General features: G+C 64.8%; 29 protein-coding genes, 1 tRNA gene and 2 pseudogenes. 15 read left to right on the top strand and 17 right to left on the bottom strand.

Translation table 11 applies throughout. From position 1 onward, the window contains the following. Positions 1-32 precede the first annotated feature (32 nt). Positions 33-482 (bottom strand): hypothetical protein, encoded by a 450-nt coding sequence (locus LIW51_RS03615; RefSeq protein ID WP_227375864.1) that lies wholly within the window; start codon positions 480-482, stop codon positions 33-35. 39 nt (positions 483-521) lie between these two features. On the opposite strand from LIW51_RS03615, the pseudogene LIW51_RS03610 reads away from it, so the two are divergent. Further along, a pseudogene (locus LIW51_RS03610) lies at positions 522-917 on the top strand (GNAT family N-acetyltransferase); the annotation flags it as partial. 37 nt (positions 918-954) lie between these two features. On the opposite strand, the gene LIW51_RS03605 reads toward LIW51_RS03610, so the two are convergent. Then, a complete protein-coding gene (locus tag LIW51_RS03605) occupies positions 955-1905 on the bottom strand; it encodes an AAA family ATPase (RefSeq protein WP_227375863.1) in 951 nt (316 codons plus the stop codon). A gap of 102 nt (positions 1906-2007) precedes the next feature. On the opposite strand from LIW51_RS03605, the gene LIW51_RS03600 reads away from it, so the two are divergent. Next, positions 2008-2092, top strand: a tRNA-Ser gene (locus LIW51_RS03600). Between the two features lie 213 nt (positions 2093-2305). On the opposite strand, the gene LIW51_RS03595 is transcribed toward LIW51_RS03600, so the two are convergent. Beyond that, positions 2306-3217 (bottom strand): glycosyltransferase family 2 protein, encoded by a 912-nt coding sequence (locus LIW51_RS03595; protein ID WP_227375862.1) that lies wholly within the window; start codon positions 3215-3217, stop codon positions 2306-2308. A 60-nt stretch (positions 3218-3277) separates the two neighbouring features. Beyond that, a complete protein-coding gene (locus tag LIW51_RS03590) occupies positions 3278-3985 on the bottom strand; it encodes a class I SAM-dependent methyltransferase (protein ID WP_227375861.1) in 708 nt (235 codons plus the stop codon). A gap of 119 nt (positions 3986-4104) precedes the next feature. Here LIW51_RS03590 and LIW51_RS03585 point away from each other — a divergent pair, with 119 nt between their 5' ends. Further along, positions 4105-4263, top strand: coding sequence for a hypothetical protein (locus tag LIW51_RS03585; protein WP_227375860.1), 159 nt, complete (start codon positions 4105-4107; stop codon positions 4261-4263). On the opposite strand, the pseudogene LIW51_RS03580 reads toward LIW51_RS03585, so the two are convergent. Next, positions 4260-4657 (bottom strand): annotated as a pseudogene (locus tag LIW51_RS03580) (PPOX class F420-dependent oxidoreductase). The gene LIW51_RS03585 and the pseudogene LIW51_RS03580 overlap by 4 nt on opposite strands. Positions 4658-4802: 145 nt before the next feature. Here LIW51_RS03580 and LIW51_RS03575 point away from each other — a divergent pair. The 4 genes from LIW51_RS03575 (at position 4803) to LIW51_RS03560 (ending at position 7406) form a co-directional block, all read left to right on the top strand. Next, the gene (locus LIW51_RS03575; protein ID WP_227375859.1) at positions 4803-5054 is read left to right on the top strand and encodes a MarR family transcriptional regulator; all 252 of its coding nucleotides are present in this window, start codon (positions 4803-4805) and stop codon (positions 5052-5054) included. Between the two features lie 98 nt (positions 5055-5152). Further along, complete coding sequence (locus LIW51_RS03570; protein ID WP_227376731.1) at positions 5153-5896, top strand: MBL fold metallo-hydrolase; 744 nt, start codon at positions 5153-5155, stop codon at positions 5894-5896. A 28-nt stretch (positions 5897-5924) separates the two neighbouring features. Continuing rightward, a complete protein-coding gene (locus LIW51_RS03565; RefSeq protein ID WP_227375858.1) occupies positions 5925-6575 on the top strand; it encodes a YkgJ family cysteine cluster protein in 651 nt (216 codons plus the stop codon). Positions 6576-6977: 402 nt separating this feature from the next. After that, positions 6978-7406 (top strand): TRAM domain-containing protein, encoded by a 429-nt coding sequence (locus tag LIW51_RS03560; RefSeq protein WP_227375857.1) that lies wholly within the window; start codon positions 6978-6980, stop codon positions 7404-7406. A 305-nt stretch (positions 7407-7711) separates the two neighbouring features. Here LIW51_RS03560 and LIW51_RS03555 read toward each other — a convergent pair whose 3' ends face one another. Next, positions 7712-9439: a radical SAM protein gene (locus LIW51_RS03555; protein WP_227375856.1), complete on the bottom strand. Its 1728-nt coding sequence runs from the start codon at positions 9437-9439 to the stop codon at positions 7712-7714. A gap of 295 nt (positions 9440-9734) precedes the next feature. Here LIW51_RS03555 and LIW51_RS03550 point away from each other — a divergent pair, with 295 nt between their 5' ends. Both LIW51_RS03550 and LIW51_RS03545 read left to right on the top strand, forming a co-directional pair. After that, positions 9735-9893, top strand: a complete 159-nt coding sequence (locus LIW51_RS03550; protein ID WP_227375855.1) for a DUF7559 family protein — start codon at positions 9735-9737, stop codon at positions 9891-9893. After that, a complete protein-coding gene (locus tag LIW51_RS03545) occupies positions 9890-10267 on the top strand; it encodes an Hsp20/alpha crystallin family protein (protein WP_227375854.1) in 378 nt (125 codons plus the stop codon). Before LIW51_RS03550 ends, LIW51_RS03545 begins: the two co-directional genes overlap by 4 nt. Before the next feature lie 12 nt (positions 10268-10279). On the opposite strand, the gene LIW51_RS03540 is transcribed toward LIW51_RS03545, so the two are convergent. The 7 genes from LIW51_RS03540 to gvpH form a co-directional block, all read right to left on the bottom strand. Further along, positions 10280-11407, bottom strand: a complete 1128-nt coding sequence (locus tag LIW51_RS03540) for an NAD(P)/FAD-dependent oxidoreductase (RefSeq protein ID WP_227375853.1) — start codon at positions 11405-11407, stop codon at positions 10280-10282. Continuing rightward, complete coding sequence (locus LIW51_RS03535; RefSeq protein WP_227375852.1) at positions 11404-12168, bottom strand: creatininase family protein; 765 nt, start codon at positions 12166-12168, stop codon at positions 11404-11406. The genes LIW51_RS03540 and LIW51_RS03535 overlap by 4 nt, the downstream gene beginning before the upstream one ends. A 68-nt stretch (positions 12169-12236) precedes the next feature. Then, positions 12237-13019: a DUF7388 family protein gene (locus LIW51_RS03530; RefSeq protein ID WP_227375851.1), complete on the bottom strand. Its 783-nt coding sequence runs from the start codon at positions 13017-13019 to the stop codon at positions 12237-12239. A gap of 603 nt (positions 13020-13622) precedes the next feature. Beyond that, positions 13623-14219, bottom strand: coding sequence for an NUDIX hydrolase (locus LIW51_RS03525; RefSeq protein WP_227376730.1), 597 nt, complete (start codon positions 14217-14219; stop codon positions 13623-13625). 24 nt (positions 14220-14243) lie between these two features. Beyond that, positions 14244-14717, bottom strand: coding sequence for a DUF7109 family protein (locus LIW51_RS03520; protein ID WP_227375850.1), 474 nt, complete (start codon positions 14715-14717; stop codon positions 14244-14246). Positions 14718-14743: 26 nt separating this feature from the next. Then, the gene (locus LIW51_RS03515; RefSeq protein WP_227375849.1) at positions 14744-15859 is read right to left on the bottom strand and encodes a glycosyltransferase family protein; all 1116 of its coding nucleotides are present in this window, start codon (positions 15857-15859) and stop codon (positions 14744-14746) included. 142 nt (positions 15860-16001) lie between these two features. Next, on the bottom strand, positions 16002-16577 hold the full coding sequence (gene gvpH, locus LIW51_RS03510) for a gas vesicle protein GvpH (protein ID WP_227375848.1): 576 nt from the start codon (positions 16575-16577) through the stop codon (positions 16002-16004). A 62-nt stretch (positions 16578-16639) separates the two neighbouring features. Here gvpH and LIW51_RS03505 point away from each other — a divergent pair, with 62 nt between their 5' ends. Beyond that, positions 16640-16792, top strand: coding sequence for a hypothetical protein (locus tag LIW51_RS03505; RefSeq protein WP_227375847.1), 153 nt, complete (start codon positions 16640-16642; stop codon positions 16790-16792). On the opposite strand, the gene LIW51_RS03500 is transcribed toward LIW51_RS03505, so the two are convergent. Both LIW51_RS03500 and LIW51_RS03495 read right to left on the bottom strand, forming a co-directional pair. After that, complete coding sequence (locus LIW51_RS03500; protein WP_227376729.1) at positions 16772-17929, bottom strand: MFS transporter; 1158 nt, start codon at positions 17927-17929, stop codon at positions 16772-16774. The genes LIW51_RS03505 and LIW51_RS03500 overlap by 21 nt on opposite strands. Before the next feature lie 206 nt (positions 17930-18135). Then, the gene (locus LIW51_RS03495; protein WP_227375846.1) at positions 18136-19224 is read right to left on the bottom strand and encodes an aldo/keto reductase; all 1089 of its coding nucleotides are present in this window, start codon (positions 19222-19224) and stop codon (positions 18136-18138) included. A 123-nt stretch (positions 19225-19347) separates the two neighbouring features. On the opposite strand from LIW51_RS03495, the gene LIW51_RS03490 reads away from it, so the two are divergent. After that, positions 19348-20331: an NAD-dependent epimerase/dehydratase family protein gene (locus tag LIW51_RS03490; protein ID WP_227375845.1), complete on the top strand. Its 984-nt coding sequence runs from the start codon at positions 19348-19350 to the stop codon at positions 20329-20331. A 77-nt stretch (positions 20332-20408) separates the two neighbouring features. Here the strand turns inward: LIW51_RS03490 and sppA are convergent, their stop codons facing one another. Both sppA and LIW51_RS03480 read right to left on the bottom strand, forming a co-directional pair. Further along, positions 20409-21434, bottom strand: coding sequence for a signal peptide peptidase SppA (gene sppA, locus LIW51_RS03485; protein WP_227375844.1), 1026 nt, complete (start codon positions 21432-21434; stop codon positions 20409-20411). Between the two features lie 62 nt (positions 21435-21496). Then, positions 21497-22360 carry a coiled-coil protein gene (locus LIW51_RS03480; RefSeq protein WP_227375843.1) on the bottom strand — a complete coding sequence of 288 codons (864 nt, stop codon included), beginning with the start codon at positions 22358-22360 and terminating at the stop codon, positions 21497-21499. A gap of 413 nt (positions 22361-22773) precedes the next feature. Here LIW51_RS03480 and LIW51_RS03475 point away from each other — a divergent pair, with 413 nt between their 5' ends. The 4 genes from LIW51_RS03475 (at position 22774) to LIW51_RS03460 (ending at position 24256) form a co-directional block, all read left to right on the top strand. Beyond that, on the top strand, positions 22774-22926 hold the full coding sequence (locus LIW51_RS03475) for a hypothetical protein (RefSeq protein ID WP_227375842.1): 153 nt from the start codon (positions 22774-22776) through the stop codon (positions 22924-22926). Between the two features lie 72 nt (positions 22927-22998). Next, on the top strand, positions 22999-23415 hold the full coding sequence (locus LIW51_RS03470; protein WP_227375841.1) for a DUF371 domain-containing protein: 417 nt from the start codon (positions 22999-23001) through the stop codon (positions 23413-23415). A 47-nt stretch (positions 23416-23462) separates the two neighbouring features. Continuing rightward, positions 23463-23603 (top strand): hypothetical protein, encoded by a 141-nt coding sequence (locus LIW51_RS03465; RefSeq protein ID WP_227375840.1) that lies wholly within the window; start codon positions 23463-23465, stop codon positions 23601-23603. Continuing rightward, on the top strand, positions 23600-24256 hold the full coding sequence (locus tag LIW51_RS03460; protein ID WP_255767053.1) for a DNA polymerase beta superfamily protein: 657 nt from the start codon (positions 23600-23602) through the stop codon (positions 24254-24256). The genes LIW51_RS03465 and LIW51_RS03460 overlap by 4 nt, the downstream gene beginning before the upstream one ends. Positions 24257-24284 lie beyond the last annotated feature (28 nt).

Genomic DNA, 24284 nt, shown 5'->3' with positions numbered 1-24284 from the left:
TTTCGACGAGGCAACTTCGACGGAGACGCCCCCTACCCGTCGTATCCTTTCCACACCGCCGGGTAGCCCGCGACCAGTGGTACCAGTTCGATGCGATGCGGGCAGACGGCAGCACAGGGTGGCAGTTGGCTCGACACGCCCAGCGTGGGGCCGATGAGCGTCATTTTTGCGAAAAATTTCACGTTCAACCACGGTTCGTACCCCGGCGGCGTAGCACAACCGACAGCGGGACAGCCTTTGAGAACGTCTACCGCTGCCACGACGAGCAGAGGGACTGCGAGGAGGACGAACGCCGGTCTCGGCGCTTCGCGGGCGAGTACGACGAACACGGCGACGAGAGCCAGCGTAAACACCCCAATCATCCCGAGGAAGGGGAGTGACGCCGGGGCAACCACGATGAGCGCGCAAACGATGACGTAGGCTGTCAGTACAACCCACGCGCTGGCGGTACGCTGTGACGGGATTCGAAGTGTGGCGGCCATACGCTACTCGTAGAATGTTGCCACGTAAACGTTGAGGACGAAGATTCTGACAGATTTCTCGTCTGTCTCGAGGTGGGAGAGGCAAGCCCGGGACAACCCGACGAGGCCGACGTGACGCGAATCGGCGCAGTGACTGTAATGGACGCCGATTGGAAACGACCCGAACTCGGTTACTGGCTCGTCCCGGAGGTGCACGGTCAAGGCTAAGGCAAGAAAACCGTCTCGATGGTTATCGACTACGTCTTTCGGTCGTACGATACCCCCGCCGTGGGTGCGGAGGATTACGACTTCAACGACGCTTCCCGGGGCCTGCTGGAGTCGCTCGGGTTCGCCGAGGCGGGCCGCCGCAAGTACATGTTTATCGACGGCGAGCACCGCGACATGGTTCAGTACGGACTCCTCCGTCGGGAGTGGCGCGAGCGAGAGCGAGAATAGTCGTTGCGACCGTGTTTCGAGCGCGTTTGGTTCCGTCTCACTCCACCGTCGGCACAGGCACGCCGTCCAGCACTGCCTCGATTATCTCGTCTTTCCGCACGTTGTTCACCTTCGCGTCCGGGGTGAGGACGACGCGGTGGGTGAGCACGGGGTAGGCGACGCGCTTCACGTCGTCGGGGGTGACGAACTCCCGCCCCTGCATGGCGGCACGGGCGCGGGAGGCTTCGAAGAGGCGCTGAGTTCCGCGGGGCGAGACGCCGATCTCGGCCCGGCGGTCGTCGCGCGTCTCGCGGGCGACGGCGGCCATGTACTCCAGCAAGTCCTCCTCGACGCGCACCGACTCGGGGACCGACTGCAGGTCGGTGACCGACCGGTTGTCGAGGACGCTCTCGATGCTCGGACTCTGGCTGTGGCGGTCGGCCCGGCGGCGCAGGAGTTCGACTTCGCCGTCCATGTCGGGATAGCCGAGGCTGGTCTTGACGGCGAATCGGTCGACCTGCGCCTCGGGGAGCGGGAACGTCCCCTCCTGTTCGACAGGGTTCTGCGTGGCGATGACGAAGAACGGGTCGGGGAGTTCGCGAGTGTCGCCGTCCATCGTCACCTGCTGTTCTTCCATCGCTTCGAGGAGGGCGGCCTGCGTCTTCGGCGGTGCGCGGTTGATCTCGTCCGCGAGGACGACGTTGGCGAAGATGGGACCTTCGTTGAACTCGAACTCGCGGTCTTGCTCGTTGAAGACGTGGGTGCCTGTCACGTCCGCCGGGAGCAGGTCGGGCGTGAACTGCACGCGGCTGAACGAGAGGCCGAGCGCGGAGGCGAAACTCCGCGCCGTGAGGGTCTTTCCGGTTCCGGGCACGTCCTCCAGTAGAACGTGGCCTTGGGCCATGACTCCGAGGAGAACCGTTTCGAGGAACTCGCGGTCGGCGATGACGGCGGTACCGATTGCGTCGAGGACGGAGTCGCTCTTCGCGTTCGCGTCTGTAACGTCCATGAAATCTTTCGCAAGGGCCACCAATTTTAATTTGATGGTCGCACAAATTCTGGTTCCGCGAATCGAAACCCATAAAACGAACAGCGGGGTAGGTGTGGGTGAGCCGAGATAGCCTAGCCCGGCCAAGGCGGCAGATTCGAAATCTGCTGTCCTCACGGACACGGGAGTTCAAATCTCCCTCTCGGCGCTTTTTCCAACGCAATACGACCAGTCGAAACTCTAGTGAGCGAAGGCGAACGGGAGTCGAGACACGTCTCTACGTTGGAAAACGTCCAGAGGAGATTTCAAACGACGGAAGAGGCAGTCTCGCCGAAGGCGAGGAAGCGTCTTCAGGTGGTTCAAATCACCCTCTCGATGTCATTCTCCGAGCGCAAAACGGCGAGAGGCACGACTGTCCCGCCTACGCCTCGTCGCGCCAGTCGTAGCGTTCCACGGCGCGGTCGGCCCGCGACGAGAGACCAGCGGGATTTCGAGCCTCGCTTCGGTCGCGCACGCGGGCGAGAGCACCGTCTTTGGCGCCGACCGCGATACCCTTGCAGACGCGCTTTCCGCAGCTCGCCCACAAGGAGGGTTCGGCGTCGCCCGACACGACCTTCCGGCCGGTTTCGCGGGCGTCGATGACGGCGTCACGGAGCGTCCGCCGGAAGACGGTCAGACGCGGTCCGTAGTTTTTCACCATGCGGTAGGCAAGCGACCGATACTTCACGCCCCACTCGCGCTCGATTCCCTCGTCGCCCGGCTCGTCGTGGCGCACGCTCACCGTCGGTTCCCACGTGACCGTCCGCTCCAGTCCGGCGAGCCGATGGGCGCAGTCGCGCGCGCCGCCGGTTCGGAGGTTCTCGTCGAACCCGTCCACCGTCTCGATGGCGTCGCGGGAGAACGCGACGTTCTGGCCCGCGAAGTAAGTCACGTCCCGCCCGGCGATCGTCTGCGTCTCGACCGTCTGGGTCGTCATACCCGCCCGCACCAGTCGGTGAATCGGACCGGTTACCGCATCACTGTCCGTCGCCATGGCCTCCTCGATACCGTCATACCACGACGCTTCGACCGTCACGTCCTGTCCGACGAGCGCGATCACGTCGCCGGTCGCTTCGACGATACCGGCGTTCCGCGCGACGTTGAGATTTCGGTCGGATATCTCAACCAGCGTGCTTACGTCGTCGCGGTCGCACACCATTCCGGTCGTCCCGTCCGCAGAGGGTCCGTTGACCACGACTACCTCGACGTCGGGCGCATGACGAGCGAGCGCGTCGAGACAGTCGCTCAGTGGTTCACGACCGTTCAACGTCGGAACCACCACGGACAGGTTCATACCCGCTTTTCAGATACCGAGTACGTAAAAACAGTTCGGCACGCGCCTGTTCGACGGAACTCACTCGACGTGGGTGTTCCAGTAGGAGACGGATGCGAGCGGGTCGCCGAGTATCGTCTCGCCGATGGCGGAGTCCATATCTCGAATCGGCTCCGCGACCGCGTCCGGAATCTTGCGGTAGAAGCCGTAGGGGAGAATCCAGTCGTGTTCGGCGTCGACCAGCGCGAGGCCGGTGTCGGCGAGCAGTTTCTCCACGTCGTCAAGCGAGTAGAGCCGCGACCCCATCGGGAGAAGCCAGTTGTAGATGCTTCGCGTGCTCGGACCGGCGAACGTGTCGAAGAAGACCTGCTCGCTCGAGACGCGACACATCTCGCTCAGAAACGACGCCGGCGTGTCGGCGAGGTGGAAAAACCGCATGGCGAATACGGTGTCGAAGTAGTCGTCGGGGAACGGGAGGCGGGCCGCGTCGCCGCGCATGAACTCCAAGTGATCCGCGACGCCCGCGTTCCGCGCCTTGTGGCGTCCCTGCTGGAGCATGGCCGACGAGATGTCGAGACCGACGATATCGGCCCCGCGTTCGGCGAGCATGACCGTGAACCGGCCGGTTCCACAGGCGATCTCGAGGACGCGCTTGCCCTCGACCGGTCCGATGGCGTCGAGGACGGCTTGCTTTTCGCGCCGGTCAATGAGCCGACCGCCGCGGGAAAACCGCTTCTCTTCGTACTCCTCGGCCACCTCGGTCGCTTGGTACCACTCCTGCCCTTTCACACTTCTCTCGTAAGGGTGTACTTCCCCCGGTGCATAAAACGATACTGAAAGCGGATAAGTGACCGAACGGGGGCGAACGACTTTCAGTATCGCTGGCATACGAAGTGTCGAGGTTTTCGATGCCAACGTGCAAACACTGCGGCGGCGAGTTCGCCGCGGACGACCTCGTCCGCCACGAGTACGAAAGAACGGTCATCGTCCACTGTCCCGATTGTGGCTACGTGCTCGGGACGTACAATCGGCACAGTGGACCGCCGAAAACCGACCGCCGAGTTTAACCGGTCGTCACGACGCGATCCGGTCGAATCCGGATGATGACGCGCGACCCTCCTCCTCGCCGAGATTCGGGTATTCGTCTCGACCCATGTACCGCTCGGTGAGTTCGTTGATGTGCTCGACCGCACCGTCCTCGGTCACTTCGACCACCTCGCCGCGAACCGAGACGTAGCGATACGGGTCGTCCGGGTCGAGCACGTTGATACCGACCTTGGGGTTACGCCGGACGTTCTTCTCTTTCTGACGACCTTTCGCAGTGTTCACGAGGAGGTGGTCGCAGTCGTACCCAACCCACACGGGCGCTATCTGCGGCGTCCCGTCCGGCGTGAGGGTCGCCAAGTTGGCGAACGACTTTCGCTCGAACAGGTCGTGATAGTCGTCGGAAATCCGTTCCATACGGGCGTAACGACGGGAATAGTGGAGTAGCTTCCGCCCGTCGTGTCGGAACTTTTGATAGAGATATAATCACCTTAAAGGTATTGGTATTGTATAGACGTACATATAGCCAAGTTTTACCATCTCACCGCAGGCGTGTGGTAGTATGAGCACGACTGCAAGCAAACCGGCGGGCGAGTTCCGCGAACGACTCAGGGAGCTACCCCCCAGCGCCAAGCTCGTGGCAAAGGTGCTAGAGACTGGCGAACCGCTGACGCAAGGCCAACTCGCGGAAGAGTCGCTCCTCCCCGACCGAACCGTCCGCTACGCGCTGACCCGCCTCGAAGACCAGGATCTCGTCGTCTCGCGCCACAGTTTCCGCGATGCGCGAAAGCAGGTCTACCTTCTGAACGACTGAACGTCCGTCTTCCGTATGATCCTTCTCACGACTCTCACCCCCTCGCAAGTGACGACGATGGCGTGAGCCCTTTCCCGGTGGGGTTCGTCACCCCGTGCATGAACCCCATCCCCGTCCCGACCGACACGCTCTCCCCGCACGGGGCGACGAACGCCTACATAGTCGAAAACGTCCTCGTCGACCCCGCCGGCAGGACGGACGAACTCGACCGCGCGGCCGACGGCGTCGACCACGTCCTCGTGACCCACACCCACCCAGATCACGTCGGCGGGGTCGCCCACTACGCCGACGCCTGCGACGCGACCGTCTGGGCGCGAGCGGGGCGCGAAAACCGTTTCGAGGCACTCACCGGAATCGCCCCCGACCGAACCCTCCGCGAAGGAACGACGGTCGGCCCGCTGACCGTCCTCGAAACGCCGGGGCACGCCCCCGACCATGTCTCGTTTTCGACCGGCGACGAGATAATCTCCGGCGACCTCGTAGTCGCGGAGGGAAGCGTCGTCGTCGCCGCCGGGGAGGGCGACCTACGCGCCTATCTAACCTCGCTCCGGCGACTGTACGCCCGGAACCCGGACGTCCTCTATCCCGGACACGGCCCGGTCATCGACCATCCTCGGAAGACGATTCGGCGGGTCATCGACCACCGACTCGCCCGGGAGAAACAGGTTCGCGCCGCGGTTCACGGCGGTGCGCGCACCGTCGCCGAGGTGACGGACGAAGTGTACGACAAGGATATCTCCGCCGTCAGGGAGTTCGCGGAGCGAACCGTCGCCGCCCACTTGGAAAAGCTAGCGGTCGAGGGAGACGTGGCGTGGGACGGCGAGCGCGCCGCGCCGCAATGACTTTCCCTGCCGACGCGAACTAGCGTCCGTGCAGAGTCTCGAAGCCGAACTGGAGCGCGCTAAAGCCCTCGACGCGTCCGACCTCGCGGACGCTATCGAGGATATCGGATTCGAGTGTACGCGCTGCGGGGCGTGTTGCAAGAGCGAAGCGGACGACCCTCACACCGCCACCGTCTTTCCGGACGAGGTGCGCGAGTTGCAGGCCGAAACGGGGTACGACTTCCGCGACGTGGCGCGACCCATGCCCTACGGCCTGACGGACGGGACGGGCCAAACGTTCGAGTGGGCGCTTCAGACCGACGACTGCGGCGACTGTCGGTTCTACGAGGAGGACGACGGCGTGGGCGCGTGCTCAGTGCATCCCGACCGCCCGCTCATCTGCCAGACCTACCCCTTCAGCGTGGCGCTGGGCAGCACGAGCCAACCGATGGGCGAGGCGGTGGACGAGTCCGGTGTCGTCCGCGCTCACGAGTGCGAAGGCCTCGGGCGGGACATCGACCGCGAGCACGCCGAAGACCTCGCGGAGACCCTGAAAACCCGCGCCGTCCGCGAACTGGAAGAGGCTATCGGCGTGCGAGACAACTACGAGTACGCGAATCCGGAGGAGGGCGACGTCGTCGTCTACGACTCCGAAGGTGCGAAGAGTCCCGACGGAACCGAGTACGAGACGGGAGGGTAGAAGCGAGCGCGAACGAAGAGAGCGCGAGCGATAGGCGGGCGACGCGACCGCCGGAACGACGAGCCGACCAACCGCCGGAAGTCTGCCGACGACACGAACCACCGGAAGACTGCCGGTGACACAGCCGCTAGAGACTGGCCTATTCACCGGAAATCTTCGATTTTCCAGGCCGACGAACCCCCAAGGGAGCGACGGAGGGGGTGAAGAAGGTCTTCGTGAGCGAAGCGAACGAACGGCTCGGAAGTCGTAGCTCGCGGAGCGCAGCGAGCAGGAACATCTTCCGGTGCTTTTGGTCGAACTTTTGCCAGGAGGCGCGCCGAAGGTGCACTTCCGCAGCAAAAGCTCGTGTTCGATAATTCTTTAATGGTTGACTACTTGGTATCAACTGGAGGTCTACGACCCTTGGAAATCTCTGACAAACTCCTGTGTCTGTTCAGCGCTGATGTTACTATGAAGGGCGACGAGTACGTCGTCACCGTCCCACGACGCGAAATCGACACGGGGTCGGTCGAACCGGGAGAAACCTACCGCGTCGCGCTCATCTCGCGCGAAACGGAAGTCGAATCGGAAGAAAGCCAGACAGCCACCGCGAACGACAGCACGACCAACACCAACACGGTTTCGTCGGAGCCACAGCCACCCGTCGAAGCCGGCGAAATCCGCTACGTCGAAGTGGAGGATATCGGAAAGCAGGGCGACGGCATCGCACGCGTCGAACGGGGCTACGTCATCATCGTCCCCGGCGCGGAGATCGGCGAGCGCGTGAAGGTCGAAATCACGGAAGTGAAATCGAACTTCGCCGTCGGCGAAATCATCGAAGAGGAGTTCTAACACGATCTTTTACGACGGTCGAGGGTCAGCGACCGTGCCGCGCGGCACGGTCGCTGGCAGTCTCCCTGTGAAAGCTCGACCAAAAGCACTCCTCTTTCAGTTCGCGTGGGAAGAGCTTCGCTCTTCCCAGCTCCATTCGGTCCTCGGCCCGCTCGTTCGTCGTTTCACTCCTCACTCGCGATAGAACTGCTCACTTTCTAGCGGCCGCGTTGCCTCTGATTTCCGGCGGTTGCGTCGATTGCTGACTCCCGAAAACCGTGTCGTTCGCCGATCTTCCGGCGGTTGTGTCGCTGGCGGTGTCGTCGTCAGTCCGCGCTTCTCGGTTCGTCCGCCGAGGCGAACTTGCTCAGATCCACGTCCACCGTCTCGGCGAGGTCGTCCGGCGTCTCGTAGGGGCGGTTGACGATGACGTTTCCGGCGCGCTGTTTTCCTAATCCGGGAATCGCGGTGAGTTCGTCCATCGTCGCGCTGTTCACGTCAAGAGGGTAGGGAACCCCGGTGACGGAGCGATAGCCGTGGTCGACGACCGCCACGTCGATGGTTCGGCCGAGTTCGCGCTCGCCCGGAATCCCGACGAGCAGGGGGTAGGTGCCGAGCTGTCGCCCGAAGGTTCGCCCGTCCTTGTGGTATTCGAGGTGGACGTTCGGTAACACGGTTCCCGGCGGGGTCACGCGCTGGAGCATCGGATTGTCGATCTCCTTGCGCACTTCGCGCTTGTATCGCTTGAACAGCTTCTTGTGGTCGTGGGCGATGTCCGCGCCGACCTCGCTCATCTCGGTGCCGGAGAAGGCCATCACCTGCCGGATATTCACCCGACGAAGCATCAACCCGGCGTCGTACACGCGTCGGAGGAACTCTCGGTTGTGGTCGAACGTCTCCCGGCGCTCGCCTTTCAGCCCGTGAAGGAGGTTGATGCCGGGCAGGAGCTTCGGCAGTCGATTCTCGGCGTCGGGACCGTACGTCGGCGCGTCGCGCCGACGCTCTCCGGGTCGCCACCCCGCCTCCTCGTTGACGATCTTCACCGCCTCGAAGCACTCCTCGCTCGTGACGTTCAGGTTGTTCTCCTCCTGGACGACGGGGTCGGCCGATTCGAGGCCGAACGCGGCGGTGTCGCCGGGCGTGTTGTGCTCGGCGATGACGCGAATCCCCTCCCGCGACAGTTCGGGCCACTCGACCACGGTGATGGGGTTCATGTTGTCGAGGTGGAGCGTCCCGAGGTCCGGAGCCACCTCGCGGATGCCGCCGTACAGTTCCCGTAGGGCGTCGGGGTTCGGCTTCTCACCGTCGCCGCCGTAGGCGAGAATGTCGGCCTGTCGCCCGAGGCGGAAGTGCCGGGCACCTCGGTCGTAGAGTCCCGCGACCTCCGCCACGACTGATTCCGGTTCGCGGAAGGAGGGGTTGCCGTACAGCGGTTCCGTGCAGAACGAACACCGATACGGACAGCCTCGTGAAGTCTCCATCTCGCAGATGAGGTAGTCGGGGTGGTTCGGATGCTGCTCGACCACGAACGCACCCGTCTCGGCCCAGCGGTCTATCTCCGCGTTGTCGCGCATCCGGTTGCCGAAGCCTTCCAGCCCGCTCTCCACCAAGTCAAAGGCTGCGGCCTCCACGTCGCCTTTCGCCACGAAGTCGAAATCGAGGTCGTCGCGCGCCGTCTCCGTCCCTCCGGCGTTCTCCTCGCCGACGCCGAACTTGACGGGACCGCCCATCAAACTCGTTCCGTCGGCGGTCCACGCCATCTTCCGCACCTCGTCCGGTTCGGCGGGCGTCCCGCCGACGTACTTGCCGGGGACGGTCATCCCGCCGATGTAGACGAACAGGTCGGCGTCGGCCACGTCGCCCCACTTCGCGTTGTCCTCGCGCAGTTCGTCGACGGTGTAGTACGTGATCCGCTCCTCGGGCACCCCCGCGTCCACGAGCGCCCCGGCGGTGTACCGCGGATACGTCGAGAGGTACGGCGGCACGCCGAAGTGCGCCGGTTCGTCGACGTAGCCGTCCACGAGCGTCACGTCGAGGGTCGCGGGGTCGGTCATACACCAATTTTGCCGCTCGACAGGTAAAACGGTGACTACACTCGTTTTTCTCCCCACCAGCCGTTATCCACCCCGGCGCGTGCGAGGACGCGCACGAGGGACGAGCGACGAAAGAGCGAGGAGGTTGGGGAGGTTCGAGGTGCGGTGGCGGTTTCACGGGAGTCGGCAACAGCTAGCGACTCTGCAGTAACGACGATTCCAGCGAACGAAAGATGGAGGATGCCAACGAACGACTGGAGAGTCGGGTAGAGCCGAAGTCCACGCGTTTATTTTCGTCCGGAACGTACTGCCGCCCATGCCCGCGACGCTCGAAGTGAAATGTACGGACGGCGATTGCGAACTCGATATGTTCGAGTTACACTACACCTACGACATGCCCGATGATATCGGTGTGAGCGATTTCCAGTGTCCGTACTGCGCCGGAACCGACTGTCTCGAAGCCATCGAACTATGACGCTCCGGAACCTCGGCCGCTCGACCGTGACGGCGGTCGCGGAGCGCGTCGGTCGCGCCGCGAGCAAGGTACAGGAGAAGCGACCGATTCCGTCCGACCTGCTCGAAAGCGAGGACGCCTACCTCGTCGTCTTCGACGCGGCGGGCGCGACCGGGAGCGACGTCCAGGTTCGGTTCGCCGAGGGTGCGGTGCTGGTCCGAATCGACCGCTTCCGCGATTTCCACGAGGGCTTCGAGATGGTGTTCCCCGGTCGGGGGATGTCGCTCGACGGGCGCGTCGAACTTCCCGCGGACGCCGAGGTGGACGCGAAACGCTCGACGGCGACACTGACCGACTCGGGGGCGCTCGAAGTGTACGTACCGAAAGCGAAGTAGCGACGACCGAATCTACTCCACGGCCATCCCTTCTATGATGTCGAACTCCTCGTCGCCGGTGAACCGCGTCGGGTCGAACTCCGGAATCCCGCCCTCGCCGAGCACGTCCTTCGCAACCGCCTCACCGAGCGCCGGCGCGCGCATAAACCCGTGGCCCTGCCACCCCGCCGCGACGTAGAGACCAGACCGGAGCTTGCCGAGGAGCGGGTCGTAGTCGGGCGTGGCGTTACAGAGCCCGGCCCACGCGCGTTCGACGGTCGGCCCGGAATCGACCTCCGACCCGAAATCGAGGCGGTGTGCGAGACGCGCTTCCATCGCCTCGCGGAACTCTGCGTCGCCCTCCCGCGTCCACTCGTCCGGATCGCTCTCGACCGCTTCCGTGCCGTCGCCCGCCAACAGGCCCTCCGGATGCGGGCGCAAGTAGTAGCCTTCGGTGGCGTCGTACACCATCGGCACGCTCCGCTCGAACTCGCAGGTGAGCGCCTGTACTCGGTAGGGTTTGAGCGCGACGGGGATTCCGGCGTCCGCGAGCACGCGCTTCGTGTGCGCGCCCGCCACGACGACCACCGCGTCGAACGCTTCTTCGCCGTCCTCGGTGAGCACGCGAGGCGGGTCGGTTCGAACGCGCGCCTCGACGCCGGTTCGTACTTCTGTGCCCGCCTTCTCCGCTTCCTCGGCCATCGCCCGCGCGTAGCTACCGGGGTCGGTTCGTCCCGTGTTTCGGGCGATCGCGGCGACGCCCACGTCGTCCGCGTTCAGCGCGGGATAGCGGTCGGCCAGTTCCTCGGCGTCGATGAGCGACACGTCCCGACCCTGTTCTCGCATCCGCGGCACCTGATCGCGGATGGCCTCCGCGCGTTTATCGTCACCGTCTCGGGCGAACCAGACGTAAGGCGTCTCCTCGAACTCGAAGCCTCCCGTGCCGGAAAACTCGCGGAATCGCTCGATGGCTCGGTCGCCGACGCGCGCGTCTTCGGGTGCGGCGAACGCGTCGTACAGTACGCCCGCGGCCCGTTCCGTGCTCGCGTCCGCATTCGGAATCTCGCCCTTCTCGAACAGCACCACGTCCGCGCCGCGCACCGCGAGGTCGTGGGCCGCCGTCACGCCGACCGCGCCGCCGCCGACGATTGCGACGGTCATCGGTGTTCCTGCGGCCAGAGGTCGGCGACGTTCTGTTCGGCGAGCCACTCGACCAGCGCGTCGAGTTGTTCGCTAGAGGCCGAGAGCAGTCGGTCGCCCGCCTCGCGCGAACCTTCGGTCGGGCGCCCGACGACGCCGCTGTCGGAGAAATCGATGGTGTCGAAGCCGACGTTCGCGCCGTGAACGTCGTGGCCCCACGCACCGCCCGCGCCCGCTTCCGCCTCCGCGAGCGCTGCCTCCCGAACGAGGTCTTCCGCGACGGCGAGTATCATGCTCGTCTCGATCTCGTCGGCGTGAGTGATTCCCGTCCCGAACTCATCTTCGAGCACGTCGCCGATGCCGCCCCACCAGTTCCACGGGACGGCGAAGGCGACTTCCTCGCGTCGGAGGCGGCGCGCGACGCGCTGGAGCGCGCCGCTGTTACCGCCGTGACCGTTCACGACGACGACCCGTTTCACGCCGTGGCTGGCGAAGCTGGTGACGATGTCCGCGACATAGTCTTCGAACGTCGCCGGGTCGGTCCAGAGCGTTCCGTCGAACTGGCGGTGGTGTTCGCTCACGCCGACCGGAACCGTCGGGAGACGGACGACGTTTCCGCGGTCAGCGACGCTGCGCGCGACCGCTTCCGCCGCCATGAAGTCGGTTCCCAGCGGCAAGGCCGGTCCGTGCTGTTCGACGCTTCCGGTCGGCAGCAGTGCGACCTCCGCGTCGTCCAGGGCGTCCGCCGCCGTCGTGGTCGTGTGTTCGTGGAGCAGACTCATGGACTGGGGATTGCGTTCACGGTATTTCAAACTGGGTGTCGCGGCGAACGCGAGAAGGAGACCGACGCTCAGTCGAGGAACGCTTCGACGCCTCTTGCGGGGTAGCCGACCACGCAGTCCGCACCGGCGTTCTTCAGCCCCGCGACCTGCTCGCCGATCTCGTCCACCGCGCCGACGAGCGCGAAGTCCCGGCTCGCCGCCGAGAGCACCTCGCGGGCGCGTCCCGTTGCGCGAGCATCTGGCTGGGCGGTCTCGGGGAGTGCCCGCGCGACGGGCTTTCGCCGGGCGACGTACGCGCCGACGGCGTCGAGGATGGCGTCCTCGTCGCTGGTGAGGACGGTCGGCGCGTACACCGCGATAGTACCGTCGAAGCCGGCGGCCCGGAGCGCCCGCAGGTCGCGGGCGGTCGAACGCGTGAGGAGTTCGAACTGCGCCGCGCCAGTGGCGGCGGCCACTCGCTCGACGCCTTCCGTCCCGACCCACGCGTCGGGTGTGCGGTCGAGCGCCGCCCCGAATCGTGGTGCGATAGCCCGCCGTCGCTCGCCCTCGGTGAGGTAGGCGGGATGCCCGGCGACGAGCACCGTCTTCACGCCCTCCGGCAGTCGGTCGTAAAGCGAGTCGTCGCCGAGGGGGTCGAAGCCGTCGGCCCGGACGGGTACCGTCAGGCGAACGTCCTTCTCGGCCACCAACTCGGCCAGCGTTTCGGTGTCGGGGAGGTGCTCGCGCCCTTCGTAGTCGACGGTGACGGCGTCGAATGGCAACTCCAGCGCGCGGCGCACGTCGCACTCCGCAGGCTTCAGCGCGGCGGCGTCGAGCCCCGTGCGCGCGACGGCGTAGTTACTGGTCAGCATCTGCGTTCAACTCCCGCACTCAGAACTAGTCGTCTACTGTACTCGCGGAACGCGATCCATCGTCTGTGCGACCATGTGCCTCTCCGTAGTTCGGTTGCGGGCAAAAGGTTGTCGGCGACGGCAACGAGTGCGACGTGGGGTATCGTCGTTCTCAAACGTATTCGGACGTTCGCTACGAACAGTGGTGGGTAGATTCAGATCGAGTCCGACTGTTTTGGTGTAGACTTCGAACGCCCTGGGCGTTCGCGCTTGCTCGGTCGTCGCAGCGGCCCCTTTCAGTCCCACCCCAAACCGCCACCGCCCCCCGTCCTCCCCAACCGATTGCGTTTCTCAGTCGCTCCCGCTCCCTGTGATACTCATCCCTCGCGCGCTTGCCAGTCAGGCCCTCGGCGGTGAACCCTCGAGCCTGCCGGCGCATGCGCCGGAATGGTTCGCGGTACTCGAAGAGTCGAAGTCGCGTATTCGTCCGGGGGCGTTCGCGGACACAATTCTAACACCAGCGCTGTTCCGAACGGAGCGTCCGAAAAACGTTCCGTACGGTCATCGCTACAAGCACGAACAGCACAGTTTCACCGCGAGAATGCCGGACTCACCCCCACATTCCTACCCCAAGTCGGGGTCGGTATCGACGTACCGATCTATCCGCTCTGGCGCGCGCCAGTCGGTGGTCAACTCCAGCAACTGCACCAAGATGCGTCCGGTCGCGCCCCAGACGGTGTAGCCGTCGACGTGGAAGAAGTGGATGACGATGTCGCCATAGTGGGGGTGGTCGCGCCGCTCGTTTTCGTAGTTCGTCGGGTCGGTGAGTCCGGCCACGGGGAGGACGGCGATCTCGGCCACCTCGCGCTCGTCGGGGTCGTACTCCCGGTCGGGAATCCGGACGACGAAGGGCGTCACGGCGTAGTTCGTTATCGTCCGGATGTCGTCCAGTCGTCCGACGAGTTCGGGTTCGTCGGGCCGGAGGCCGATCTCCTCGTACCCCTCTCGGAGCGCGGTCTGCCAGAGGTCGTCGTCGCCCGGCTCCCGGCCCCCGCCGGGGAAGCTCATCTGGCCGGGGTGCTCGCCGAGGTGGTCGGCCCGCTTCGTGAACAGGAGGTGGTGTCCGTCCTCGTGGGCGACGACCGGCACGAGCACGGCGGCGTTGCGCTTTTCGTCCGTGATCGACCGCGGTTCGTGGTCGGCCACCCGACCGAGGTTCATGCCCATTGATTGCTCCGTTCGCCCTTAACTCGCCCGGTCGCCGGTCGATTCGTCCAACCGCGAGCGCACGTCGTCCGCCTCGACCGGCGACCACGCTTCGAGGTCGTAGCTCACGTCGATGAGGTAGCTCGCGCGCTCCTCGTCGCCCCCGCCGACCGTTTCGGCCTCCGCTTCGAGGCGCTCTTTGACGCGGTCGCCGAGTCCCTCCTGGTCGACGCTTCGCTCCGGCACGTCCATGATGTGCGGTAAGTCCTCGCCGTTCTTGGGCATCGAGGGGAACGCGACCGGGCCGGGAACGAGCACCCGTTCCCCGTCGGCGTCGGCTTCGACGAGGTAGTAGTCCGTCACGGCGTCCTCAATGACGGTCTCGAGCGCCGATTCGTCCACCGCTTTACCCTGTTTGAACGCCAGTTCCGCGAGCGCCTCGGCTAGCTCGTCGCGCGTGAGGGCTCCAAACAAATCCACCACCCCGGCGAGTTCGTCCTTCATCTTGCTCATTATCGGGAAGCGTCGGGCCACCGATATCAGTGTTGGCGTTCGCGCAGGGTCGGGGACGCCGCCGTCCGAACCTCCTCGGGGTCGACGGGGGCGTCCGTCCACGCCGGAAGCACTGCGCCGCTTTCCTGTGATTCGACGGCTTCGGGTGGTTCGATCGCTTCGGCGTACGTCTCGACCTGTTCGCGCTCCGCCGTAGCGTTGTACCGCAGTCCGTTGAACGCGGCGTCGGCGGCGTACCGACGGACGAAGCCCTGCGCGGTCGTCCGGTAGCGTTCGGGGAGCGTCTCGTAGGTCGGTTCGACGCCGTGCGCTTCGCACACCCGGAGTAGTGCGCGTCCGACCCCCTCGCTCATCGCCGAGAGGCCTCCCGGCCCGGAGACGGTTCGGTGGTTGTGTTCGTATCGGCCGAGGTCGACCTGCGCGCTCCCGTCGAAACCGGCGCGTTCGAACGCCCCGCCGAGCGTTCCGACCTCCAGCCCCCAGTCGCGCTCGATTCGCAGGGACGCGGCGAGGTCGGCGGTCGCGGCGAACTCGCCCGCCAGCGCGTACCGGAAGGCGTCGAGGTACTCGAGAACGGGCGCGTCGTGCGCCTCCCGAAGCGCCCGGACGAGCGGCGCGTAAAAGAGTCGGAAGAGGCGACCGTACAGTCGTTCGTCTTCGACGCGGGCGTAATACCCCTTAGCGAACGAGAATCCGAACGCCAGCGGCGCGAGCAGTCGCGGGACAGTCTCCGCGCCGTAGGTCTTCGCGTCGGCGTCGTGGCAGACGACGAACTCCGACTCCGCGGCCGCGACGCCGAGCGCGAGCCACACGTCGCGGCCCTTGCCAGCGTCGCCGTTCAAACCGTGTCGCTTCAGCAGGCGCACGACGCGAGGGCTGTTGCACCAGAGCACCGTGAGCGGCAGGTCGAACTCCGAGAGCCAGCGGTGAACGGCCCCCACGCGTTCGGGCGGCGCGCGAAGCGGGACGACGACGCGACCGGGGCCGACCGCTTCGAGTTCCGAGAGGACGCGCCCGGCGGTTCGTGACCGATGTTCGCGCTCGGTCATCGGCACGACGACCGCGGCGCTGTCGGTCGGGGCGTCGGGAACCCGGCCCGTCAGGTCGTGAAGCGTCGTCACCCGCTCCTGCACGTACTCCATTGACAGGGGCTTGGAAGAGGGGGAAGAAAAAGGGCGTGAAGTCGGCAGAAGAGAACGATACCTGTTCGTCCGCTCTCGGGCGGAGACGTTCGAACCGATCGCCGGCCGATTCGGCCGGCGCTCGACCGTGGAATGACGGGCGCTATCCTTCGACCGAATCGCCCGCGTCGTCCGCGTCGTCAAGCGGATGGAGACGAACCTCGAGGACGGCGTTGTTGAACCGAGCCCTACTCACCGCGGCGCGGTTCCAGGGGAGCGAGACACTCCTGACGACAGTTCCGCGCACCGCGATGACGAATGCGTTCGAATCCTTGGCGAGTCCGATGGAGAGGTCGTCCTCGTCGACGCCGGGCAGATCGGCGACGATGGTCACTCCGTCGTCCGAACGATGGGTGGTGACGTAATACGAATCGGACTCGTGTCGCGGAGCGTCCGACTCCGCCCGCGCTCGCTTCCTGCGCACCTTGATCGGCTTCGACCACCGAGGCGTCGGTTCGCGGTTCGTTCGATGCCGGTGTTCGTCGTCTCGCCCGTCGCCCGGTTCGGGGGGCGAGTTCGAAACGTCCGCGTCGACGAGTCCTTTCAGCAAATCCGTCACCGGTCGAAGTCCGATTTCGAGCCGAACGCCCGAACCTCGACGCCGCGAATCGTCGTGGGTGGTCGAATCGGACGGTTCGCGTTCGTCCTCGTCGCGTTCGTCTGAATCTGATGGTGGCATCGTGCTATCCTCCGGGCGGCGAACCCTGAGTACGTTACTCAGAGGTACAGGAGGCTAATCAAATGTGCGTTCGTGTAACCGGGAGACTTACTGTTGAGAAAGAGAACGAGGTCGACGGAACGAACCGACGGTTCGTCGCCGAAACCGGCCACGACGGAACCGCACTTCTCGCGCCGATCCGTCAGCGACGTAATTTATCCCGTCCCCTCCTCTAAACTCGTCGCCGCTTCGGTCGGTAGGCGATTTACGTGGTGGAGGACGACGAGCACCGCGAGGATGGCGAGCAGGCCGAGCGCGAACGTCCGGAATACCTCGTCGAAGGCAAATCCCGCGTCCGTCAGTGCGCCGACGACCGAACTCCCCGCCGCCTGGAAGACCATCATGATACCGCTGTAGAGGGCGTACGCGCTGGCACGGTTCTCGTCCGGGAGCGAGTCCAGCAGGTAGGTGTCGAGCGCGGGGAAGATGCTGTGGACGACGTAGCCGAGCACTATCGACACCGCGACGAACGCGACGACGCTCCGGGCCGCGGTCACGGCCAGCAGACAGGCGATGAACGCGGCGAGGATGGCGAGCATGAGCGGGACGTGCGGTAGCCGATCCGCGAGTCGCCCGGTGAGCCAGAACGCCGGGACGCCCGCGGCGAAGGTCACGGTGAGCATGAGGTTCGCAGTTCCGGGCGCGAGACCTTCCGCGCGAAGATATGTCGGGTAGAAGTTGAACAGGCCGTTCCAGACGAATCCCGTCGCGCCGATGATGGCGACGCCGCTCAGGATGATGGGCCACTGACGGCGAAACGCCGTCCAGAGGTCGCGGTCGGCCGCCCCCGCTTCGGGGAGGTTCGACCGCCGCGCGACGACGACGAAGACGACCGTCGTGAGCGCGGCGACGACCGCCAGCAGGCCGAGGACGCTTCGCCAACCGGTCGTCGCCAGCACTACACCGACGAACAGGGGGGCGGCGACCGCGGCGAGTTGGCTGGCCGTGCCGTGGATTCCGAGGGCCCGACCGACGCGGTCGGGGTAGAGTTCGCTCACCAGCGGATTCGCGGCGATGAAGTACGCGCCGCTGGAGGCGCCCATCAGGAACGCGCCCGCGCCGAGCATCGGGATGGAGTCCGCGAGCGCGGTGAAGGCGGCCGCGCTGGTCAGCACGACGCCCGTACCGAGGACGACGTGGTGCCGCGGAACGCGGGTGAGCAGGTAGCCAGTCGGGATTCGCGGGAGCGCGCTCCCGAGCCAGACCATAGTGGCGACGAGACCGACCGTAGCGTCGCCGACGCCGAACGCGGCCTTGAGCGGTTCGAGGAGGGGCGCGAACACCACGCGGGCGAAGTTGACCAGGAAGACCATCGAGCTGAGCGACGCGAAGAGGCGTCCACGGGACACGCCCGAATGTTTCTGGAGTCAACAGTCAAAGCTTCCGAAACGGGCAAAGAAGGCGTTATTGCTTGCCACTCGTTCGCATCTCCCAGAGCTTCGAGAAGGTGATGACCTCGACACCCGGCGTGTTGTTGATGTACAAGAAGAGTGGCGAGTGGAAGGTGCTGTAGTTCGCTTCACTCGAAGACCGCGTCGAACGCGTTCGCACCCATCGGGTCGAAACGCCCGGCGTCGAGGTTCTCTCGGACATGGTTCGGGTCGCTCGCGCCGACCAGCGAACAGGTCACGCCGGGCGCGCTCCGAGCGAAGTTAATGGCGCGCTGGGCGGTCGTGTCGCCGTCGAGTTGCGCCGCCACGTCCTCGGGGAGTTCCTCGGCGAGACTGCCCTGCGCGATGCTCGCGCTGGTCATCACGTTCAGTCCAGCCTCCTGTGCGAACCAGAGCGCGCTCTGTTCTCCCTCCGGGCCATCCTGCGATTCGACGGTGAAAGCGTCGGCCATGACGACGTTGAAGGGGAGTTGCACCACGCGGAAGTGGGTCGTTGTGTTCTCCGCCGCCTTCGCGGCCTTTCGGGCGCGCGAGACGACTTCCCGGAGCGAGAGGTAATCGTCGTGGCTCTTCGGAACTCGAAAGGCCGTCCACGTCGCCACGCCGTAGTGCCGGATGTCGCCCTCGGCGGCGCGCTCTTCGAGTCGGGTGAAGGCGGCTTCGAGTCGGTCGTACACCTCCTTGCGCGACGTTTCGAGCAGTTGCGTCTCGGGGTTGTGGACGTAGTAGCAGTCGACGGCGTCCAGTCCGAGGTTGTCGAGCGACCGGTCGAGTTGGTCGTCGATGTACTCCGGCGCGATGCAGTGGCTCCCGCGCACGAGGTCGTCGCGGTCGACGAGACCGGTGTCGACGTACTCCTCCTTGACGAACGCGCCCGGATTCTCGGGTCGCTCGCCGTCGAACGGGACGAAGCCGCCTTTCGTGGCGACGAAGACGGCGTCGCGGTCGACCTCGGCGTCTTTGATGGCCCGACCGACCGTGCGCTCGCTTCGCTGACAGCGGTAGTTGATGGCGGTGTCCACGACGTTGATACCGCCTTCGAGCGCCGTCGTGATGGCGTCGCGGTACGCCGCGTCCACCTCGTCGGTCGGGTTGCCGAGGTAGGTTCCGAGGCCGACGCTCGACACCGCGCAGTCGCCGAGTCGGCGGAAGTACGTGCGCCCGAACTCGTCGCCGTGCTCCGTGCGATACTCGTGGGTTCCCGATTCGGTCGCCATACTCCGGGATAGTCGACGGCGGGGGATAAGCGCGCGGAGTCGAACCGTTCGTGAGCGTTCGAATTCTCGCCCGAAACGCGTCGTTTCTCGTATCTTTATCGTGACTCGCGGTCGAAGAGGGACATGAATAGCGCACTGCTCGTTGGCGGGACGCGATTTATGGGTCGCCAGACCGTCGAGGAACTCCTCTCGCACGGGTACGACGTGACGACGTTCACTCGCGGGGAGTCCGGCGACCCGTTCGTCGACCGCGAGGGCGTCTCGAACTACCGGGGCGACAGGAACGACCGCGAAGCTCTCGTCGACGCCCGCGACGCGGTCGAATCGGACGTCGTCATCGATTTCTGCGGGATGTTCCCGCGTCAGATCGAAGCCGCCACGGAGCTGTTCGCCGACGTGGACGCCTACGTCTACGTCTCCAGCGGGAGCGCGTACGCCGAGAACCCGGTTCCGATGCGCGAGGAGACGCCGCTCCACGAATGTTCCGAAAAACAGGCCGAAGACGAGTCCATGGAGACCTACGGCCCGCGCAAAGCAAAGTTCGACCGCGTCTGCTTCGCCGCCGCCAACGAGGGGGTGAACGCGCTCGTCGCCCGCCCCATGCTCATCTACGGTCCGCACGATTACACGGAGCGGTTCGACTACTGGCTCCACCGCGTGGCGACGTTCGACCGCGTCCTGGTTCCGGGCGATGGAAGTAGCTTACTCCACCAATTGTACGCGGTCGACGGCGCACGAGCGCTCCGAATCCTCGCGGATCGAGGTGCTCCCGGCGAAGCATACAACGTCGCCGACCGGGAGACGGTGTCGCTAGACCGGTCGCTGGAACTCGCGGCGGACGCCTTCGACACTGACCTCGAACTCGTCCACGCTAGCGAGCGCGAACTGGCCCGGCGCGACCTCTCGCCGACGGACTTCCCGCTCTACACGCCGTCACCCGCCGTCGTCTCGACCGAGAAACTGGCGCGCCTCGGCTGGGAGTCGACGCCGCTTGCGGACGCGTTCTCCCGAACCGTCGAGGAGCACGCAGGATCGGGACGCACGGGCGAGGAGCTCGGCCCTGCGCGCGAAACCGAACTGGCGCTCATCGAAGAGTTGACCGGCTAATCCTTCGCAGCGAGACCCGACGAACGATCTCCATGGCTTGGGACGACCCAGTACCTCGAACGCTCGACGGAGACCCCCTATCGAACTCGGAACTCGAACCCGCACACGCCGTCCCGCTCGTCCCCGAACACGCTCGCCACGCCGGCGCCGAACGAGTACGCGACGCCCTGCGCGCCGACGTTCAATCGTTCGCGCAGGGCGCGGCGGGGTTCGAACTCCTGTACCGACACCTCGTCTACGTCCAGTCGCTCGGCGATTCGATCCTCCACGTCCTCGCGCGTGCCGAGTTCGTCCACGAGGCCGAGTTCGCGGGCGTCGTCGCCGAGGTAGACGCGGGCTTCCGTCTCGCGCACCGTGGCGGGGTCGATGTCGCGCCCCGCCGCCACGCGCTCGACGAAATCCTCGTAGAACCCGTCGATGATGCCCTGCAGGTAGTCGCGCTCATCGTCACCCATCTCCTTCAGCGAGACGCCCGCGTCCTTGTACTTGCCCGCCGCGAGTCGCTCGTAGGCGAGGCCGAGTTTGTCGGCCAAGTCGGCGGCGTTCACCCGCGAGCCGATAACTCCGATGCTCCCGACGAGGCTGGCGTCCCGGGCGAACAGTTCGTCGCACCCGCTGGCGATCCAGTAGCCGCCGCTCGCGCACACGTCGGTCGCGTAGGCGACGGTCGGACCGTCGAATCGCTGCGCGGCGAGTCGGATGTCGTCGCTCGGGACGACCTCGCCGCCGGGGGTGTTCAGTCGGAGCAACAGCGCCTTCGCGTTGGAGTCGTCGTCCGCCCGTTCTATCTGCTCGACGACGTCGTCGGCCGGCGTACCGACCGACGAGGGAACCGGCCCGCGTCCGCTCCTGCTTATCGGCCCTTCCACGGCGACCTCGGCCACATCGTAGTCCGGATAGCGTCGGGCCGCGATTCGGGCGGCGAATCGCGCGCCGAACAGTCCGACGACGAGGACGAACACGACGCCGAGCAGTTCCGCGAACGAGTCCGGCGTGACGACGAACAGCCACCACGCGACCGCGACCGTGAGCAGTACGGCGACGAGCACGAACGTTCTACGCGCGGCGCGGCTATCGCCGTCGGATGCGTCTCCGTTTGCCATACCCACGAGTGAGCGGTCGACGCCGTTAAACGTTCGCTAAAAGAGAGACAGTAGAATCGAGCTTACAGCAGCCCCGTCTTCTGGAGCTTCATCAGGTCTTCCGTGTCAAGGGTCTCGCCTTCCTTGAACTGCTGGTAGATCTCCTCGGCTTCCTTCTTGGCCTCTTCGCGTTCCTTGGCCTTCTCGGACTTGCGCTCTTTCTCCTCTTTCTTGTCGAGTTCGCGCAGGCGCTTCTGGACGCGCACGAAGTCCTCGTGGTGCTGGTCGGCGGCTTCCTGCGCTTCCACGAAGCTCTCGTGCATCTCGTCGGCGTCGTCGCGGATGTCGTCGGCCTCGCGGTAGGCCTCGATCATGTTGTTGTGGTGCTGCTGGGCCTTGTCAGCGAGTTCCGTCACCTTCTCGTGGTGCTCGCTCGCCTCGGCGCGAACTTCCTCGGCTTCTTCGACGAGTTCTTCCAAGTCGTCGCTCTGGTCGAGCTTCTCCTTGCGCTGCTGGTACTCGTCGCGCTTGGCCTCGATCTTCTCGATGAGTTCGCGCTCATCCTCGGTGGAGAGCACTTCGGTCTGCTGTTTGAACTCGAGCTCCTCGATCTCCTTCTTGAGCTGCTCTAAGTCCTTTCCCTCGTCCAATTCGAGATCCGATTTCCGCTCTTCGACGCGCTCGAACAGCTCGTTTGCCTCGGCGTTGAGTTCATTGCGCTGTTTCTTGTGTTCCTGAACCTGCTCGTTCAGTTCGTCGCGCTTCTCGCGGTGTTCCTGCGCTTCGTCCACCTTCTCGCGCGTCTTTGCGTTGAGTTCGTCGCGGTTGGACGCGCGCTTGCTCGCCTTCTGATTCAGCTCGTTTCGTCGGTCGCGGAGCTGTCCTGCGAGTTTGATGAGTTCACCTTTCGACTTGTTCTGAAGTTCCTCTTCTGTTACGCTTACCATGCTTAGTTATACCTCGGTTCCTTCCGCTCCGGCGCACGCGGGCGTCGCTACTCTCTGTCTTCTATTACCAACCAGCCGGTTACAATATTCCCGTTTCATTGGTTGACGCGCGGTTCTACCGTGACGCCGGAAGCGTTCAGGTACTACCAGATATTCGGCATAGCTATTTAAATCTTGTGCCATCGAAACCTGTGGAAACGCTTAGCACACGCCCCGAAACGCGTGGAAACGCTTAGCATACCTCCGGCCAGGGGGTATATAAAGAATCCCGTAGCTATCGCAAGCCATTGTTGTCGCACGTCGGGATGAAACACCAAGTTGGCAAACACCGCCGTGAATACCGCCGGCGACCACTTTCACTTTCACTCCGGGGATGGGTCGGTTTAACGTGGTCGGCGCACGGACGGGAACGTATGATAGAGACCCTGCGATGCGAGTGCGAAGCGGCCGGGTGCGAGCACGAACTTCGGGAATCAAACCTGATGCTCGTGATGGAAACCCCCGGGGGAACCCGACGCGCTTACGAGTGCGACTGCGGTGCGGTGACCGTCACCGTCACGAAGTAGCCTGCCAGCGTGGCACCCGAACGAATCGATGCGAGTAACCGTCCTGAAGTTGTTCGGCGCGAAGGGTAGAGCATGGAAGAGACGATTCGCGCACGCGGACACGAGAACGTCACCGCCCGGCACGCGAGCACGTTCGAAGTGACGACCGACGATTATCTCACGCCCGCGGGCGACTGCATCCTCGCCGTCGAGGCCGACCGCGCGCCCGCCGACTTTGCCCCGGAGTTCGTGGACGCCTGCCGTGACCCCGACGCGACCATCTCGGTCACCATCGAAGCCGACGACCACGAAGAAACCGTCACCGGACGTGGCACTTCCGAGTTCGCGTTCGAGAGCGACCGAAGTATGGTCGGCAGAACGAGCGACTACGTGGACGACCGAACCGTCTTGGTCGGTGCCGAGTTCGCCGCGGACGGCTTCGACCGAGGACTCGTCACCGCGCTGAGCGAGGGTGCAGAGGTCGTCGTGACGATTCGAGTCAAGGCGTAGACTCATCGAGGCAGGTCGAGGAGAATCAAGGAAAGCGGAGAACGGGCGTGGAACACGACACCGAGCGAATCGAACGAGTGGTCGAGAGAGCGGTTAGACGCGACGACGCAGGGAATCGTCCCGCGTTCTACGCCGTCGCCGGAAGTCACATCTACGGATTTCCGAGCGAAGACGGCGAGTGGACGTGAGAGGATTCCACCTCGCGGACGGTGAGCGGTACGCGCTTCTCGACGAACCCGCCGAACAGATCGTCGTTAATAAAGGCGAAGTTACTCCGGAATTCGAGGAGGACGCGGATATCGACCTCGTCAGCTACGAACTCAAGAAGTTCGGTTCGTTGCTTTACGACGCGAATTTCAACGTCTTGGAGGTCGTCTTCGACGGTATCGAGGTGGTGAACGAGGTACCGTCCGAACTCGACGTGCTCGGGCGACTGGTCGAAGACGAACTACCGCTCGATGTGCCGCGAACGTACTACGGGATGGAGAAGGCGAACTACCGAAAACGACTGGAGTTAAATCGGGAGTCGTACACCCCGACCGCGAAGAACTACCTCTACATGCTCCGGGGACTGTTCGGGGCGCAGTACGTCATCGATCGGCACGCGATAACCGCCGACATCTACGAGCTTTCGGCGCACACCCTCGGCGACACCGAGTTGGTCGACGAACTCGTCGCGGCCAAGCGAACCGGCGAGTCGGCTGTCGTGGACGATTCGCTCGCCGAACGGGCCGACGAGCAGATCGCGCGACTGTTCGGCGAGATCGACCCGCCGCGTCGCGTCGACAAGGAGGCGTATCGGGCGAGGCTGAACGATTGGATGCGCGAGGTACGTGGTTGACCACCGACGGATTCTATAGCCTGACGCC

The organism is Haladaptatus halobius, assembly GCF_020618475.1.
Classification (GTDB): Archaea; Halobacteriota; Halobacteria; order Halobacteriales; family Haladaptataceae; genus Haladaptatus; species Haladaptatus halobius.
The sequence above is the reverse complement of the archived record's forward strand: the minus strand, read 5'-3'. Positions and strand labels throughout refer to the sequence as shown.

What these genes read in the sequence shown, in the direction of transcription:
- LIW51_RS03535 (WP_227375852.1), bottom strand. Translation starts at nt 12,168, where the DNA reads ATGAGTCTGCTCCACGAACACACGACCACGACGGCGGCGGACGCCCTG.
- LIW51_RS03605 (WP_227375863.1), bottom strand. Translation starts at nt 1,905, where the DNA reads ATGGACGTTACAGACGCGAACGCGAAGAGCGACTCCGTCCTCGACGCA.
- LIW51_RS03480 (WP_227375843.1), bottom strand. Translation starts at nt 22,360, where the DNA reads ATGGTAAGCGTAACAGAAGAGGAACTTCAGAACAAGTCGAAAGGTGAA.
- LIW51_RS03595 (WP_227375862.1), bottom strand. Translation starts at nt 3,217, where the DNA reads ATGAACCTGTCCGTGGTGGTTCCGACGTTGAACGGTCGTGAACCACTG.
- LIW51_RS03575 (WP_227375859.1), top strand. Translation starts at nt 4,803, where the DNA reads ATGAGCACGACTGCAAGCAAACCGGCGGGCGAGTTCCGCGAACGACTC.
- LIW51_RS03470 (WP_227375841.1), top strand. Translation starts at nt 22,999, where the DNA reads ATGGAAGAGACGATTCGCGCACGCGGACACGAGAACGTCACCGCCCGG.
- LIW51_RS03540 (WP_227375853.1), bottom strand. Translation starts at nt 11,407, where the DNA reads ATGACCGTCGCAATCGTCGGCGGCGGCGCGGTCGGCGTGACGGCGGCC.
- LIW51_RS03520 (WP_227375850.1), bottom strand. Translation starts at nt 14,717, where the DNA reads ATGAGCAAGATGAAGGACGAACTCGCCGGGGTGGTGGATTTGTTTGGA.
- gvpH (WP_227375848.1), bottom strand. Translation starts at nt 16,577, where the DNA reads ATGCCACCATCAGATTCAGACGAACGCGACGAGGACGAACGCGAACCG.
- LIW51_RS03490 (WP_227375845.1), top strand. Translation starts at nt 19,348, where the DNA reads ATGAATAGCGCACTGCTCGTTGGCGGGACGCGATTTATGGGTCGCCAG.
- sppA (WP_227375844.1), bottom strand. Translation starts at nt 21,434, where the DNA reads ATGGCAAACGGAGACGCATCCGACGGCGATAGCCGCGCCGCGCGTAGA.
- LIW51_RS03550 (WP_227375855.1), top strand. Translation starts at nt 9,735, where the DNA reads ATGCCCGCGACGCTCGAAGTGAAATGTACGGACGGCGATTGCGAACTC.
- LIW51_RS03515 (WP_227375849.1), bottom strand. Translation starts at nt 15,859, where the DNA reads ATGGAGTACGTGCAGGAGCGGGTGACGACGCTTCACGACCTGACGGGC.
- LIW51_RS03500 (WP_227376729.1), bottom strand. Translation starts at nt 17,929, where the DNA reads ATGGTCTTCCTGGTCAACTTCGCCCGCGTGGTGTTCGCGCCCCTCCTC.
- LIW51_RS03545 (WP_227375854.1), top strand. Translation starts at nt 9,890, where the DNA reads ATGACGCTCCGGAACCTCGGCCGCTCGACCGTGACGGCGGTCGCGGAG.
- LIW51_RS03585 (WP_227375860.1), top strand. Translation starts at nt 4,105, where the DNA reads ATGCCAACGTGCAAACACTGCGGCGGCGAGTTCGCCGCGGACGACCTC.
- LIW51_RS03570 (WP_227376731.1), top strand. Translation starts at nt 5,153, where the DNA reads ATGAACCCCATCCCCGTCCCGACCGACACGCTCTCCCCGCACGGGGCG.
- LIW51_RS03475 (WP_227375842.1), top strand. Translation starts at nt 22,774, where the DNA reads ATGATAGAGACCCTGCGATGCGAGTGCGAAGCGGCCGGGTGCGAGCAC.
- LIW51_RS03615 (WP_227375864.1), bottom strand. Translation starts at nt 482, where the DNA reads ATGGCCGCCACACTTCGAATCCCGTCACAGCGTACCGCCAGCGCGTGG.
- LIW51_RS03530 (WP_227375851.1), bottom strand. Translation starts at nt 13,019, where the DNA reads ATGCTGACCAGTAACTACGCCGTCGCGCGCACGGGGCTCGACGCCGCC.
- LIW51_RS03505 (WP_227375847.1), top strand. Translation starts at nt 16,640, where the DNA reads ATGTGCGTTCGTGTAACCGGGAGACTTACTGTTGAGAAAGAGAACGAG.
- LIW51_RS03525 (WP_227376730.1), bottom strand. Translation starts at nt 14,219, where the DNA reads ATGAACCTCGGTCGGGTGGCCGACCACGAACCGCGGTCGATCACGGAC.
- LIW51_RS03495 (WP_227375846.1), bottom strand. Translation starts at nt 19,224, where the DNA reads ATGGCGACCGAATCGGGAACCCACGAGTATCGCACGGAGCACGGCGAC.
- LIW51_RS03555 (WP_227375856.1), bottom strand. Translation starts at nt 9,439, where the DNA reads ATGACCGACCCCGCGACCCTCGACGTGACGCTCGTGGACGGCTACGTC.